Source organism: Litorivita sp. NS0012-18, assembly GCF_040371945.1.
In the GTDB taxonomy this organism is placed as follows: Bacteria; Pseudomonadota; Alphaproteobacteria; order Rhodobacterales; family Rhodobacteraceae; genus Litorivita.
This window is the reverse complement of sequence record NZ_BAABWS010000001.1, coordinates 736,491-750,848: the sequence shown is the minus strand read 5'-3', so window position 1 is coordinate 750,848 and position 14,358 is coordinate 736,491. Positions and strand designations below refer to the sequence as shown.

Sequence of the window (14,358 nt, the reverse complement as noted above, 5' to 3'; positions counted from 1 at the left end):
CAATGGCACCGAATGAAAAAGTGACACCCGAGGGCGTGCAGGCGCGGCCGCGTATGCGGCTTTGGTTGCGAATTGTGCTGTTCGTGTCCTTGGCATTGAACCTTGCGATCGTGGGCCTCGTGGTTGGTGCGATCTCCAAAGGTCCGCGCGACCACCATCGCCCGCCGCGGCTCGATCAAGCCAGCGGGCCTTTGACCTATGCGCTCAGCCGCGAAGACCGCAGGGCGCTGGGCGGGAAGCTGCGCGAGGCGTACCGTGAAGGCCGCCCGAGCCGCGATGATATGCGGGCGCAATTTGATGTCATTTTGAAAGCCCTGCGCCAAGTGCCTTTCGACCCCGCGCCGCTTGCAGCAAGTCTGGCGCAGCAACGCGCCGTTGCGCTTGAGCGCCAGTTGATCGGGCAGACGCTTTTGCTAGAGAAACTCACACAGATGAGCGACGCGCAGCGCGCCGAATTTGCCGCGCGGCTTGAGGAAGCGTTAGAGCACCGCGGCGGCCGCGATGGGCGCCATGGGGAGGGGCATGAGGGGCGCCATAAGGGCGACTAAGACCGGACCGTCGTCAATTAGCATGCACAGCAGGGCGGGGGCGATCACAGCCGCCGCTTCTGTTGATGTCTTGTCATCCTAGATTTGGTGTTGCTGGTTTCCTTGATCGGCCCGGTCATATGCCGCCCGACGTGTGCCCCGCTGGCGGTCGCACGCGACGATGAGGCGGCACGATCTTGGCCGGTTATGCGGCGCTCAACCGGCTGAGCGTGACCTGATTGCGGCCTTGAGCTTTGGCGTCATAGAGCGCTTTGTCGGCCTGTTCGAGCATGGTGCGGGCATGATCCCCCTCCGCATGTAGGGTTGTGCCGCACATGGCCAGACCAATCGAAATGGTGATGGGCACGGGATGGGGGGTCGACGCGTCGCGTACCGGCGTTTGGCCAATGATCCGGCACAGGCGGCTGGCGGCGCTATGGGCCTCATGAAGCGTGGTATTGGGCATCACGATCAAGAACTCTTCGCCGCCGATACGGGCCACCATGTCCACGCTGCGCAGATTGTCGCGCAATCGCTTCGCCACTTCGCAAAGAACGCTGTCACCGGCGGCATGGCCGAACCGGTCATTGACGGATTTGAAATGGTCCAGATCGGCGAGAATGACGGCGCAATCCTCGCCATTTTGCAAGCTGGCCTGCGCCAGTTCCGCCAGTTGCGGCATAGCGTAGCGGCGGTTGTAAAGGCCGGTCAACGGGTCCGTGACAGCCGCGCGCAGGCCCGAGGCCAGTTTTTCGCGCAACATTTCTGTGCGCCGTTTGCGGGCGATCTGGCGTGCCAGCCGCACAGAGAGCTCCTCGACGTCAAATCCGCCGCACAGCACATCATTGGCCCCAAGGTCCAACGCATCGGCGGCCAGGCGGCGGTTTTCGGTCGGCATGATGGCAATAACGGCGGCATCGCGCGTCTCGCTGCGCGAGCGGGCATCTGCAATCAGGCGCAATGCGGCGTCGGGCGCCTCGTCGCTCAGTTGAATGACGAAGGCGTCGGTATGTGTGCCTTCTTGCAAGCCGCGCATCGCATCGCGCAAGAGCACGGTCGAGACTTGCTCGGAAAACCGTTTTTGCAGCGCCTTTTGCCAACGGATCGCGCGCGGCGGCGCATCGGTGCACAGTTTGACATGGGCCCCCTGCGCATCGCATAGCGCCAACTCTTTTTCGTCCAGAACCGGCACGGTGCCCGAACGGCGGCGCAATTCTTCGGTGCCGCTGCGCAGGCGCAAGAGGCTGCGCACGCGGGCCAGAAGTTGCAGATCATCAAGCGGTTTGGTGAGCACATCGTCCGCCCCTGCGCGTAGGCGTTCAAGGCGGGTATCGCGCTGGTCTTCGGTGTCGATCAATACGATGGGCAAGCTGTGATCGCCTGCCGCCGCTTGCAAGAGCGCGCAAAGCTCGATCGCGCCGACCTCCGGCAGGCGTGCCGAGGCGAGCACCAGATCGGGTCTTTCGCTGGTGATCAAGGCGGCCGCTTCTTTGGCGCTGCGCGCTTGCAATACCTGATAGAAGGCTGAAGAGAGCTTGACCTTCAGGACGATGCGGTTCGTCGAAATATCATCGACGATCAAAATCTTGCCTGGCATGTCATCACGCCTCTCGGGACTGTTACAGTTTTCTTACCTTGGGTCGGAATGGTTAATTATTCCTTTATTTGGTCCCGCGGGCGGGGGCGGTGCAGGCGGATTCGCGCCGATCAATTCGGGCGCGTGGACCTGCGCGGACGTTGGTGCGAACCCATGCGCCATTGAATGCGGCGATGGGCGCCGATAGGTATGAGGCGCGCCCAATCTGCGGCGTGCCGGTTAGGATCGAGATATGAGCTATTCGCAAGATGCGGCCGAGACCCTCGCCCTCAAGGCTCTGGCGTGGTTGGCGGGCAATGAGGATTTGCTGCCGGTGTTCTTGGGCGCCAGCGGCGCGTCCGAGGCCGATTTGCGTGCCCGCGCCTCGGAGCCGGAGTTTTTGGGCTCGGTTCTCGATTTCTTGATGATGGATGACGCTTGGGTCGTGGGGTTTTGCGACACGATTGGCGAGCGCTATGAGGGGCCAATGCTGGCGCGCGCCGCATTGCCGGGCGGGGCGCAGGTCAACTGGACCTGAGCGGCGTACAAGTCGCGGGCGGCGGGGCGCAAGTCGGGCCGGCCCGTGACCGCCCAGTCACCGTGAGCCACCGTCCCGTCGCCGTCCAGCCGCCGCTCGGCGCCTAAAGCGTCGACAGGTCCATATCCTCGCCGTGGCTGAGCTTGGTCAAAAGTCGGATCAACTCGTCCTGCTCGCCATCGGACAGGCGCAGCGCGAGAACTTCGGCATTATGTTGGGCAAAGGGCGTGGCACTGCGGATCGCGGCGCATCCCTTTTCGGTGAGCACCACGCGGCGGGTGCGTTTGTCGCCTTCGCCCGAGGAGCGCGCGACCAGACCATCGCTTTCCATATGGCGCAAGGTCCGCGACGTGGCGGTGCGGTCGATGCCGATAAAGCTGGCGATATCAGAGGGTTGCTCCATTCCCTCATTGCCCACGGCCAAAAGCACACACCAAGAGGTCCGCGTCAGCCCCAAGGTGCGCAGGGCTTCGTCGAGGCGGCGTTCTTGCAATCGCGAGGCCAGCGAGAGGTGGTAGCCAAGCGAGCTTTGCAAACGGTAGCGCTCGGCGCTTTGCTTGGCGGGGCGTGTGTCGGTCTTTGTCATGAGTGCATAGGCTCATAGGGGGCGGGCTGCTGTCAAGGCGGCGCGCGGTTGCACCGCTGCGTCACATGGCGCGCGGCAGGTTTTGCGCCTCGCATAGGGCGCGCGTGGCGGTATCGCGCGGCGCGGCCTGATTGAGGCTTGAAGGCTGGGATCGGGCGGGGCAGGTTGCGCATAGGGGATGCGGGCCAATCCGGCCCCACGCGGGGAGAGTAGAGATGAGTGATCCGGCGACGGTTTTGCACGGCAAGGGTCTGCCCCTCGACGGGCTGTTGTTCGACAAGGACGGCACGCTGTTCGATTTTCACAAAAGCTGGTCCGACTGGACCGCAGAATTCTTGATAGAGCAGGCGCAGGCGAGCGGCGCGGCCTTGGGCGATCTGGCGCAGGCGGCGGGCTTCGATATGGCGGTGCGGCAGTTTTTGCCGGACAGCCCGATCATCGCCGGCACCGCCCGCGAGGCGGCGCAATGCCTCGCCCTTGCCATGCCAAGCCCCGATATCGACGCGCTGGAGCGGGTCTTGTCCGTCGCTGCGGCGGATGTGCCGCAGGTGCCCGCGGTGCATCTGGACCCGTTTTTGGCGCGGCTCGGGGCGCAGGGCCTCGCGCTCGGGGTGATGACCAATGACAGCGAATATGCCGCCCATGCGCATCTGGCCGCGGCAGGCATTGCGGCGCATTTCGATTTTGTCGCCGGATATGACAGCGGATACGGGGCCAAACCCGCGCCTGATCCGCTCTTGGCCTTTGCCGCGAAAATGGGCCTTGTGCCCGCCCGCGTGGCCATGGTGGGCGACAGCTTGCATGACCTGATGGCAGGGCGCGCCGCAGGGATGAGCACGGTCGGGGTCTTGACCGGATTGGCCAGCGCGGCAGAGCTTGCGCCCTTTGCCGATGTGGTCTTGCCCCATATCGGCCATATCCCTGAATGGATGGCGGGGCAGTGAGACAGCGCGCGGTTTTGCCCTCTGCCCGCGGGGGCTGCGCTTTGATATAATCACGATAGGTCAAGCGTTTGGCAGCGTTTGATGATGTAGGAGGTGAGCAGATGGACCAGATATCCCAACCCGAGGCGCAGCCCTCGCAGGACGCAGCGGGCGCGCAGGGCGCGCAGTTTCGCGCCGCTTTGGCGCTCATGGGCGCGGGGCTGGGCTTGGCGGTCTATCTGGTGGGGCAGGTGTTTGAGGATCTGTTCTCCCTGCCTGCAGTGCAATGGGGCCTTGGCGCCCTGCTTATCGGCGCTGCGGCCTTGGCTTTGGTGCTCAGCGGTCCGCTCAAATTGGGGCGCGCGCTGGGTCTGGCCGTTGCTGCCGGATTGGCGCTCAGCGCATTTGGCGGCTTTTACGGGCTGCGCTTTGAGGCAGGCGACGGGTTTGGCGAGACATGGCCCGCGATGCTCACGCTGATTGCGCTCTCGGCCATCGCCGCGCCGTTTTTGATCGCCGGTGCCGAGCGGGCCGGCGGGCTGCGCGACTATGGGCGGCTCTTTGATCACGCATGGGTCATGGTGGTGCGCGCGGCGGCGGCCTTGTTGTTTACCGGCGTTTTCTGGGCGCTGTTTTTCTTCTCGAACGGCTTGCTGGAGGCCGTCGGCATTTCGCTCGAAGACATTCTCGAGAGCATTGATGCCTTGCCATTCTTGCTTTCGGGCGCGGTGTTCGGTTTGGCGATGGCTTTGGTGCATGAGATGAGCGGCTATATCACGCCCTATCTTTTCGTGCGCTTCGCGCGGGTGATGCTGCCTTTGGTTTTGGCGGTGACGGCGCTTTATATCGTGGCCTTTCCTTTTGGGCTGCGGGGCGGTTCGGCCCTGAGCCTGTCGCCGGTGGTTTCGGTCTTGGTCATGGCGGCGATTGCGACGGGGTTGATTTCGGCACTGGTGGACCGCGACGATAGCGAAGCGGCGCAGAGCCGGTTTTTGCGCGGCGCGGCGCAGCTTCAGGCGGTGATTTTGCCCGCGCTGGCGGCGATTGCGGTCTATGCGATCTGGCTGCGCGTGGCGCAATACGGATGGACCCCGCAGCGCATCGGCGCGGCCATGGGGGCGGGCTATGTTGCGCTTTATGCGCTTGCCTATGCGGGTGCGGTGCTGCGCGGATTTCGCGCGTCGTGGATGGGGCGGCTGCGCAAGGCGAACCTTTATCTGGCGGTGGCCTTGATGGTCGGGCTGGCCGCGTCGATGACCCCGTTGTTGAACGCGCAATCGATCTCTGCGCGGGCACAGGAGGCGCGGATGCTGGCGCTTTATGCCCAGCCGCAAGGCGCGCAAGGCCGCACCGATTGGCGCACGCTCTATGCGTTGAAGACCAGCTATGGTCTTGCGGGCCGCGCGGCCTTGGCGCGTCTCGAAGAGCGGGCAAAGACGGCGGGGATGGAGGCGCTTGTGGCAGATATCGGCGCGGCCCGCACGGCTCGGGGCCGCTATGATTTGTCTGGCGCCCGCCGAGGCGACGAGATGTTGGCAAACCTTGCTAAATGGCGCGAGGCGGTTGCCGTCTATCCCGAAGGGGCCGAGATGCCGCTGGTTACATCGGCGATGAGGCTGGCGAACTTAATGAAACGTTGGGCGAAGAGTTGCGCCAATGCGCAGCCTTCGGGCGAGGCGAGCTGTGTGCTCTATATGATGGATCCTGACGCCTTTGACGGGCGGCGTTTTGGCCTGATCGTGGTGGCCAATCCGCCGGAAGCGAGGCTTCTTGAGTTCAAGGATGACGCGAGCTTGGCGGCGCAAGCTTCGTCGTTGATTGGCCTCGGGCCGTGGCTGGATAAACCTGCGGCAGCACAGATGATTGCCAAGATAAAGGCAGGCGATTTGCGCATCGCGCCGCGCAGCGGGATGGCGCTCTATATCGGGGATGCGGAAATTGTGCCTGCGGGGCGTTAGCAGACCGAGCACGTCATCGTCGCGTTCGCCCCATCCGGCGCGTGCCCCCGCGCATCGTCGGGCGGGGCGCAACTAATCGCTACAATTGAAACTATTGGGCAAATATTAACCGCACGTGGTCCATCTTGCGTTCAGCACGAGACCAAGAGCAGGGCCATGCACGGATTAATCAATACAGCCATTCAAAGCTTTACCCGCGATACCTATGGCGATGACACATGGGCGCAGGTGATGCATCATGCCGATTTGGGCTTTGGCTCTTTCGAGGCGATGTTGACCTATGAGGATCAACAAACGCTTGATGTGCTCTCCAGTCTCGAAACCGTCTTGCGCAAACCGCGCGAGGAGGTGCTTGAAGATATCGGCACCTATCTTGTCTCCAACCCCAAGGTCGAAGCTCTGCGGCGCCTGCTGCGCTTTGGCGGGGTGAATTTCATCGAATTTCTCCACTCGCTCGACGATTTACCGGGGCGGGCGCGTCTGGCGGTGTCGGATCTGGACCTGCCGGCGATGGAATTGACCGAACGCTCGCCGGAATATTTCGCCCTCTCGCTCGAAACCTCGATGGCTGGCTTTGGGCATGTGATGCTCGGCCTTTTGCGCGCGATGGCCGATGATTACGGGGCTTTGGTGATGCTCGATTACAGCGCGGCAGGGCAGGGGCGCGAACGGATCGAAATCCGTCTTCTGGAAAGCGATTTTACCGAAGGCAAAAGTTTTCATCTCGGGGCCAAGGTGGGCTGATCATGATCATCGACAAGGAAGAATTCCTCAAGACAGCGGGCGCGGCGATGGACGTCTTGTGCCCGATGCATATTTTCGTCAGCGCCACGGGCCATATCCGCCATATGGGGCCGACGCTCAAGAAAATGCGCGGCGGTGACGCCTTGATTGGCAAGCGGTTCTTCGAGGTGTTCGAATTGAACCGCCCGCGTGTCGAGGCAACGATGGCCGGATTGATGGGGCTGATGGGGCGCAAATTGCACCTGCGGTTTCGCGATGCGCCCTGCACCGACCTCAAAGGTGTCATGGTGCCGCGCATGGATGAGGCGGGGGTGTTGATCAACCTGTCTTTCGGTATTTCGATTCTCGACGCGCTGGCCGATTATTCTCTGACCAGCCGCGATTTTGCGGTGACCGACCCGACCATTGAAATGCTCTATCTGATCGAGGCGAAATCCGCCGCGATGGAGGCGTCGCGCACGTTGAACCAACGCCTGCAAGGGGCGATGATCGCCGCCGAAGAACAGGCCTTTACCGATACATTGACGGGGCTGAAGAACCGCCGCGCGATGGATCATATCCTCGGGCGGTTGCTTGAGGGGGGAAAGAGCTTTGCCCTGATGCATCTCGATCTGGATTTCTTCAAGGCGGTCAATGACACGATGGGCCATGCGGCGGGTGATACCGTTTTGCAAAAGGTCGCGAAAATTATGGTCGAAGAGACCCGCGATATGGATACGGTCGCCCGCGTGGGCGGCGATGAATTCGTGTTGATTTTCAACCGGCTGACGGATCGCAAAAAACTCGAAGAGATCGCGCGGCGGATGATTGCGCGGCTTGAGGAGCCGGTGCCCTATAACGGTCAGATGTGCCGGATTTCCGGTTCGATTGGCACGGTGCTGTCGACCGACTATGACGCGCCCGATGCGGTCCGTCTGCTATCGGATGCCGATATCGCGCTCTATGCCTCCAAACACAAAGGCCGCGCCTGCCATACCTTCTATAGCGATGATTTGCTCGGCGATGATCGCAATCTTGCGCCGCCTGTGGGGCGCGAGGCAGGGTAGAACGCGGCGCTACAAGGCGGCGGCGCGCGGCGCTTTGGCCGATCACATCACAGATCGAGGCGAAGCCGTTGCGCGGTCTATGCTCTATACTTCGAGGGACAGATTTGCGAGGCAGGCGGGGGCACTTTTCCAAGGAAAAGTGGCAGCCCGTAGGGGAGTCGAACCCCTCTTTTCAGGTTGAAAACCTGACGTCCTAACCGATAGACGAACGGGCCATGCCTTGGCGTGAGGCGGTGTTTAAGCAAAGCCTGCCCGCCGTGCAAGAGATAATTTCCGACTTTTTGCAGATTTTTTGAATGACCTGAAAAACGGTGAATATACATGGGTTTTGCGCGGTTTTGCGCGGAATTGACCGCTCTGGCGCGAAAGGCGGCGGGTCTTTACGGCTTATGCGCGATGCGCTGGCGCGGCATCTTCGAGGCGCAGTTGCACTTGGCGCCGCCCGCCCCATTCGTTGATCTCCAACCGGCCTGCCAAATGGAATCGCATCCCGTCATGCTCCAGCAATCGTGGCCCCAGATCGGTGTCGAAGGCGCCAAAACAGATCGCGTCGATGCGCGGCCCCATCCCGTCCGTAAAGCTGAGCTTGAGGTGGCTGTCGCCGACGCGTTTGGCGAATTTGATCTCCATATCGGCAAAGGCATAGCGCGGCGCGGCGGCAGAGGCGCCAAAGGGACCGGCGGATTCGATCATTTCGATCAGCTCCACCGTCGCCGCAGCAGGCATCAGCATCCCGTCGAGCTTGAGGTCGGCAGGACCGGCATTGCCCGCGCCTTGCTTGGCCAATAGCTCCGACAAGCGCGCCATCGCCGCCTCCAGCCCCGCGCGCGTCATCGACAGGCCCGCCGCCATTTTGTGACCGCCGCCCTTGAGTAGCAGCCCCTCGGCGGCCAGTTTTTGCACCGAGGCGCCCAAATCCACCCCTGAGATCGAGCGGCCCGATCCTTTGCCTTCATCGCCGTCGAGGCCGATGACCACGGCGGGGCGGTTGGTGGCTTCCTTGATCCGGCTGGCGACGATCCCGACCACGCCGGGGTGCCATCCTTCGCCCGCGGCCCAAACCAAAGGCGCGTCCAGCCCGCGCGCTTCGGCCTGTGCCATGGCGGCGGCGCGCACCGAGGTTTCGATCTCGCGCCGCTCGGTGTTGAGCATATCGAGCCGTTCGGCCATGGCCTTGGCCTTGTGCATATTGTCGGTAGAAAGCAGCCGCGCGCCAAGGTCGGCCTGCCCGATGCGCCCGCCCGCATTGACCCGCGGGCCAAGCAAAAAGCCAAGGTGATAGGAGGAGGGCGCGGTATCCATCCGCGCCACATCCGACAGCGCCACAATGCCAGGCCTTGCGCGGCGCGCCATGACCTTGAGCCCTTGGCGCACCAGCGCGCGGTTGACCCCGATGAGCGGTGCGACATCGGCCACCGTGGCCAAGGCCACCAGGTCCAGAAGCGCCATGAGATCAGGTCCTTGCACCTTGACCTCGCGCAATTGCCGGTTGGCCTCGACCAGCATCAAAAACACCACAGAAGCGGCGCAAAGATGCGCCAGATCGCCGCTCTCGTCCTGACGGTTGGGATTGACCACGGCCAAAGCGGGGGGCAGCTCCTCGCCGCCCAAATGGTGGTCCAGAATGACCACATCCGCGCCCTTGGCGGCGGCCACCGGCCCGTGGCTGACCGTGCCGCAATCCACGCAGATGATCAGGTCGTGATCCTTGGCCAGATCGGCCATTGCGGGCTCGTTGGGTCCGTATCCTTCGTCGATCCGGTCGGGCACATAAAGCGTGGCGCTATGGCCCATATCGCGCAGCCACCAGATCAGCAGCGCCGCAGAGGTGCCGCCATCGACATCGTAATCGGCAAAAACCGCAATGCGCTCTTTGCTTTTGAGCGCGTGCAGAAACCTTGAGGCGGCTTTTTCCATATCCTTGAGGCTGCGCGGATCGGGCAGAAGGTCGCGCAATTGCGGGTTCAAAAAGGCCTCGGCCTCATCGGCGCGCACGCCGCGCCGCGCCAAGGTCTGGCACAAGGGGCGCGGCAATCCGGTGTCTTGGGCAATGGCCTCGGCGGCGCGGTCCACCTCGATCCCCGGTCCGACCCAGCGCCGCCCCGACAGCGAGCGTTCAACCTCCAGATAGCTCATCAAACCATTGCCTTACATCTGTTTGGCCCATCGGGGCAGGCCCCGCGCGGCGCGTTTTATTGCTCCGGCGCGTGGCAGACAAAGCAAAGCTTATTGCCGTCCGGATCGCGCAGGTAAGCGCCAAAGTAGTCCTTGTGATACTGCGGGCGCAAGCCCGGTGGCCCCTCGCAGGTCCCGCCATTGGCAAGGGCCAGATCATAGGCGCGTGTCACCGCTCGGCGCTCCGCCGCATTAAAGGCCACCATGGCGCCATTGCCTGCGGCGGGCGCGCGCCCGTCAAAGGGCGCGGTGATCACAAACAAAGGCCGCTGCGCGCCCGCGCTTTGCCATCCCGCCCAAGGCACCTCGGCCTCGCAAAACCGCAAGCCGTGGCCGAGCGCCTCCATCACGGGGGTGTAGAACGCCATGGCGCGGGAGAAGTCCGAGATGCCGAGGGTGACATGGCTAAACATCGGGGCGCTCCTGCGCGTGCGTTAGACGCTTTCGATGCGCAAGGCGACGGGCGCGCCGACCACATCGTCAAGCTTGTCCATCGCGGCCAAAGCCACATCCAGATCGGCGCGCGAGGTCTTATGCGTCACGATCAGCACCGGCGCGTTATCCGCCTCATGGTCGTATTGGCGCATCCGGTGGATCGAAATCCCCGCCTCGCCCAAGGCTTTGGTGACTTTCGACAAGGCTCCGGGGCGGTCGAGCAGCGTCATGCGCAAATAATAGGGCGCGGGGGTCGAGGCCACGGCGGCAGGGGCGGTGGACAGGCTCGCGGCAGGCTGGCCAAAGGTCGAGATGCGCAGGCCGCGCGCGATATCACAAATATCGCCCAAAACCGCAGAGGCCGTCGGCCCCATGCCCGCGCCCGCGCCGCGCAGGACGATCTGCCCCACTTCGTCGCCCTCGATCACCACCATATTGGTGCCGCCATCGAGTTGCCCCAAGGGCGATGTGGCGGGCACAAGACAGGGCGACATGCGTTGCTCCAGCCCGCGACCGGTCATCTGGCTGACGCCCAGAAGTTTGATTTTATACCCCATATCAGCGGCTTGGCGGATATCCTCGATGGTGATGCAGCCGATGCCTTCCAATTCCACCGCGTCGAAATCGACCTTGGTGCCAAAGGCGATGCTGGCCAGCAACGCCAATTTATGGCCCGCGTCGATCCCGCCCACATCAAGGTTCGGATCGGCCTCCAGATAGCCAAGCCCGTTGGCCTCGTCAAAGACCTCCTGATAGGTCAATCCGGCATTTTCCATTCGTGTCAGGATGTAGTTGCACGAGCCGTTCATCACCCCCATGACGCGGGTGATTTCATTGCCCGCAAGCCCCTCGGTCAGGGCTTTGATCACCGGAATGCCGCCCGCAACGGCGGCTTCGAAACGGATCACGCGGCCTGCGGCTTCGGCGGTTTCGGCAAGCGCCTGACCGTGATGGGCGAGCAGGGCCTTATTGGCGGTGACCACGTCTTTTCCGGCGGCAATCGCGGCCTCGGTCGCGGCCTTGGCCGGTCCGTCCGAGCCGCCCATCAATTCGACAAACACGTCCACATCGTCGCGCTGCGCCAAGGCGACGGGATCGTCTTCCCACGCATAATCGCTCAGGTTTACGCCGCGATCCTTGCTTTTGGAGCGGGCGCTGACGGCGCTGATCACCACGGCGCGCCCGCAGCGCGCTTCCAAGAGCGCGGCTTTTTGGCGGATGATTTTGACAACACCGGTGCCGACCGTGCCCAAACCGGCAATCCCGAGGCGTAAAGGTTGGCTCATTGGGGGCTCCATTCGTCAAAACAAGGGGCGCGGCGGGGCCGCTCATGCCTTGGGGATTTAGCGAATGCTGCGCTGCACTGCAACGCGGCATTTCGATTGGGCGCGGTTGCGTTGCAGCACTGGCTAAATATTTGGCCCTGCCAGCATGCGCGCACGCTCACCGGCCCCGATCGGGCTGCGGCGCAGGCGCGCGGCGCGGGCGCGCAGGGCGGCGGCGCGGGCGAGAAGGGCGTCTTCGGTGGCGGGGGTGATCTGCTCGGGTTGGGCGGTGAGCAGCGGGGAGAGGGGGACGAGGGGCGGATAGGCGGCGGCGCGCTCTTGGGCGGTGATGGCGCGGCCCACTTCGGGGGGCGCTTCGCATGCGCTCAGGGCCGCACAGGCGGCGCAAAGGGCGAGAAGGCGAAAGGCAGGGCGCATCAAACAAGGTCCGTCAGCAGCGGCCTCAAAGCGGCCTTCGCCCTTGTATCGCCGCTCATGGGGGCAGCGCAAGGGAGCGCGGCCGATCCTTGCGCGCGCCAGTGAAAAGAGGGCTTTGATATGAACATACGTTCAGATAAAACCGCCCCATGGCACGTACGATTGGCTCACATTCCGACATCACCGGCCCGCGCGTACGCGAGGCGGCTTTGGCGCTTTTCGCGCGGCATGGTTATGCCGCCGTTTCGATGCGCCAGATCGCGGCGGAGGTCGGCGTTCAGGCCGGTGCGCTATATAACTATACCCCTGATAAACAAAGCCTTTTGGCCGATCTCATGATCGCCCATATGGACGAGCTTCTGGCCGCTCATGCGGATGCTGCCCCTGATCTGGTCGCCGATCCCGCCAAGGGGGCTACCGTGGCCAGCCCGCGCGCCGCGCTGGAGCATTTCACCCGCTTTCACATCCGGTTCAACGCGGTGCGCGCCGATGCGGTGTTCATTTCCTATATGGAATTGCGCAACCTCACCGAGGAGAATTTCAAAGCCGTCGAGGCGCTGCGCCAGACCTATGAGACCCGCCTCGAAACCATTTTGCGCGCGGGTGTGGCGGCGGGTGAGTTTGATATTCCCGATCCCAAAATCACCGCTCTGGCGCTGATCGCCATGCTGACGGGGGTGAACACATGGTATCGCGAGGCCGGACGGCTCAGCCTTGCGCAGGTCGAGGAAATCTATTGGGGCATGGTGCGCAAAACCGTCGGGCGCTGAGCCGATTTTAGGCCTGTGTCCCCCCCGAAAACGGCTGTCTGTAACACGTCGGTATTGCGTCGGTATTGCGTCGGTGCGGATTGGCGGATGCGCGCGGGAGCGTGCGGCGATGCCCACGGGCGGGTCGGGCGGGTGGTTTTCCCCGCCGTCTCGCGCCAAAAGCCCCCCCCGCCGCCGCGGTGGGGCAGTGACGAGGGCGCGGGGCGATTTATCAGCGAGTGCGGTTTGGCGGTTTGCGGCGCGCGGTTTGCGGCGCGGGTTTAGGCGCGCGGTTTGAGGCGCGGGTCTGGCCGCACCGCTTTCATCGGGCAGGAATGACCCGCCGTATTGAGGCCTGCGGCTTAATGCGCCGGTTTGATAAAGGTGCCGTTGCGCAGCTCGCGCATCGCCTCTTGCAATTCCTCGCCGGTGTTCATCACGATCGGGCCGTGCCATGCCACGGGCTCGGCAATCGGCGCGCCGGAGATCAGCAAGAAGCGCAGCCCCTCCTCGCCCGCCTGCACCGTGACCTCATCGCCATTGCCAAAGCGCACGAGGGTGCGGTTGCCCGACATATCGCGGATGTTGACCTCTTGGCCAAGCACTTCCTTTTCGAGCAAGACCCCCGTCGGGGCGGCGGCATCGGTAAAGGCGCCTGCGCCCTCGAAGACATAGGCAAAGGCGCGCCGGTCGGTGGCGACGGGGAAGGTCTTTTTGACCCCTGCGGGCACATAGATGTCGAGATATTGCGGATCGGCGGCGATGCCGTCGACGGGACCGCTGCGGCCCCAGAAATTGCCGACGATCACCCGCACGCGGGTGCCGTCATCCTCGATAATCTCGGGGATTTCCTTGGCCTCGACATCTTGGTAGCGCGGCTGGGTCATTTTCAGATCGCGCGGCAGATTGGCCCAAAGCTGGAACCCGTGCATTTGCCCCGCCGCATTTCCGCGCGGCATCTCTTGGTGCATGATGCCCGAACCGGCGGTCATCCATTGCACATCGCCCGCGCCCAGCGTGCCCTCATTGCCGAGGCTGTCGTTATGGGTGACCTCGCCCGAGAGCACATAGGTGATGGTTTCGATGCCGCGGTGTGGGTGCCACGGGAAACCGGCGGAATAATCGCTCGGATGCTCGCCGCGAAAATCGTCGAAAAGCAAGAAGGGGTCGAGTTCGGAGGGGCGGTGAAAGCCGAAAGCGCGGTGCAAACTGACGCCCGCGCCCTCAATGGCGGGTTGGGCGAGGCGGGTTTCGAGCAAGGGGCGGATGGACATGGCAGTCTCCTCAATGGGGTTTGGTCATAGATAGGCCGCGCGTGGGGGCGCGCCAATGGGCCGCCCTGTGCTGGCGCGCATGGGGGCTGTGCATTTGTGTGGGGGTATCATGGGTGCGGGCGCG

At 63.4% G+C, this 14,358-nt stretch carries 14 protein-coding genes and 1 tRNA gene; 7 read left to right on the top strand and 8 right to left on the bottom strand.

Annotated elements, in window-relative coordinates; translation table 11 throughout:
* Window positions 1-2: 2 nt before the first annotated feature.
* A complete protein-coding gene (locus ABWV64_RS03570; protein WP_353342907.1) occupies window positions 3-548 on the top strand; it encodes a periplasmic heavy metal sensor in 546 nt (181 codons plus the stop codon).
* A gap of 184 nt (window positions 549-732) precedes the next feature.
* Here ABWV64_RS03570 and ABWV64_RS03565 read toward each other — a convergent pair whose 3' ends face one another.
* Complete coding sequence (locus ABWV64_RS03565; RefSeq protein WP_353342906.1) at window positions 733-2,124, bottom strand: diguanylate cyclase; 1,392 nt, start codon at window positions 2,122-2,124, stop codon at window positions 733-735.
* A gap of 232 nt (window positions 2,125-2,356) precedes the next feature.
* On the opposite strand from ABWV64_RS03565, the gene ABWV64_RS03560 reads away from it, so the two are divergent.
* Complete coding sequence (locus tag ABWV64_RS03560) at window positions 2,357-2,641, top strand: DUF3572 domain-containing protein (protein ID WP_353342905.1); 285 nt, start codon at window positions 2,357-2,359, stop codon at window positions 2,639-2,641.
* 103 nt (window positions 2,642-2,744) lie between these two features.
* On the opposite strand, the gene ABWV64_RS03555 is transcribed toward ABWV64_RS03560, so the two are convergent.
* Entirely contained in the window at window positions 2,745-3,227 is a 483-nt protein-coding gene (locus tag ABWV64_RS03555; RefSeq protein ID WP_353342904.1) for a MarR family winged helix-turn-helix transcriptional regulator, read from the bottom strand.
* Between the two features lie 215 nt (window positions 3,228-3,442).
* Here ABWV64_RS03555 and ABWV64_RS03550 point away from each other — a divergent pair, with 215 nt between their 5' ends.
* The 4 genes from ABWV64_RS03550 to ABWV64_RS03535 all read left to right on the top strand — a co-directional run bounded on the left by ABWV64_RS03550 (window position 3,443) and on the right by ABWV64_RS03535 (window position 7,898).
* Entirely contained in the window at window positions 3,443-4,171 is a 729-nt protein-coding gene (locus tag ABWV64_RS03550; protein ID WP_353342903.1) for an HAD family hydrolase, read from the top strand.
* A gap of 101 nt (window positions 4,172-4,272) precedes the next feature.
* Window positions 4,273-6,108, top strand: coding sequence for a DUF4153 domain-containing protein (locus ABWV64_RS03545; protein WP_353342902.1), 1,836 nt, complete (start codon window positions 4,273-4,275; stop codon window positions 6,106-6,108).
* A gap of 156 nt (window positions 6,109-6,264) precedes the next feature.
* Window positions 6,265-6,852, top strand: a complete 588-nt coding sequence (locus tag ABWV64_RS03540; protein ID WP_353342901.1) for a heme NO-binding domain-containing protein — start codon at window positions 6,265-6,267, stop codon at window positions 6,850-6,852.
* A 2-nt stretch (window positions 6,853-6,854) separates the two neighbouring features.
* Window positions 6,855-7,898, top strand: a complete 1,044-nt coding sequence (locus ABWV64_RS03535; protein ID WP_353342900.1) for a diguanylate cyclase domain-containing protein — start codon at window positions 6,855-6,857, stop codon at window positions 7,896-7,898.
* 140 nt (window positions 7,899-8,038) lie between these two features.
* Here ABWV64_RS03535 and ABWV64_RS03530 read toward each other — a convergent pair.
* The 5 genes from ABWV64_RS03530 to ABWV64_RS03510 all read right to left on the bottom strand — a co-directional run bounded on the left by ABWV64_RS03530 (window position 8,039) and on the right by ABWV64_RS03510 (window position 12,211).
* Window positions 8,039-8,113 (bottom strand) — tRNA-Glu (locus ABWV64_RS03530).
* Between the two features lie 172 nt (window positions 8,114-8,285).
* Window positions 8,286-10,034 (bottom strand): single-stranded-DNA-specific exonuclease RecJ, encoded by a 1,749-nt coding sequence (gene recJ / locus ABWV64_RS03525; protein ID WP_353342899.1) that lies wholly within the window; start codon window positions 10,032-10,034, stop codon window positions 8,286-8,288.
* A gap of 56 nt (window positions 10,035-10,090) precedes the next feature.
* On the bottom strand, window positions 10,091-10,486 hold the full coding sequence (locus tag ABWV64_RS03520) for a VOC family protein (RefSeq protein ID WP_353342898.1): 396 nt from the start codon (window positions 10,484-10,486) through the stop codon (window positions 10,091-10,093).
* Between the two features lie 21 nt (window positions 10,487-10,507).
* The gene (locus ABWV64_RS03515; RefSeq protein ID WP_353342897.1) at window positions 10,508-11,794 is read right to left on the bottom strand and encodes a homoserine dehydrogenase; all 1,287 of its coding nucleotides are present in this window, start codon (window positions 11,792-11,794) and stop codon (window positions 10,508-10,510) included.
* A 123-nt stretch (window positions 11,795-11,917) separates the two neighbouring features.
* Window positions 11,918-12,211: a hypothetical protein gene (locus ABWV64_RS03510; protein WP_353342896.1), complete on the bottom strand. Its 294-nt coding sequence runs from the start codon at window positions 12,209-12,211 to the stop codon at window positions 11,918-11,920.
* A 149-nt stretch (window positions 12,212-12,360) separates the two neighbouring features.
* Between ABWV64_RS03510 and ABWV64_RS03505 the strand changes: the two genes are divergently transcribed.
* Window positions 12,361-12,981 carry a TetR/AcrR family transcriptional regulator gene (locus tag ABWV64_RS03505; protein WP_353342895.1) on the top strand — a complete coding sequence of 207 codons (621 nt, stop codon included), beginning with the start codon at window positions 12,361-12,363 and terminating at the stop codon, window positions 12,979-12,981.
* 341 nt (window positions 12,982-13,322) lie between these two features.
* Here the strand turns inward: ABWV64_RS03505 and ABWV64_RS03500 are convergent, their stop codons facing one another.
* Complete coding sequence (locus tag ABWV64_RS03500; RefSeq protein ID WP_353342894.1) at window positions 13,323-14,234, bottom strand: pirin family protein; 912 nt, start codon at window positions 14,232-14,234, stop codon at window positions 13,323-13,325.
* Window positions 14,235-14,358: the final 124 nt, after the last annotated feature.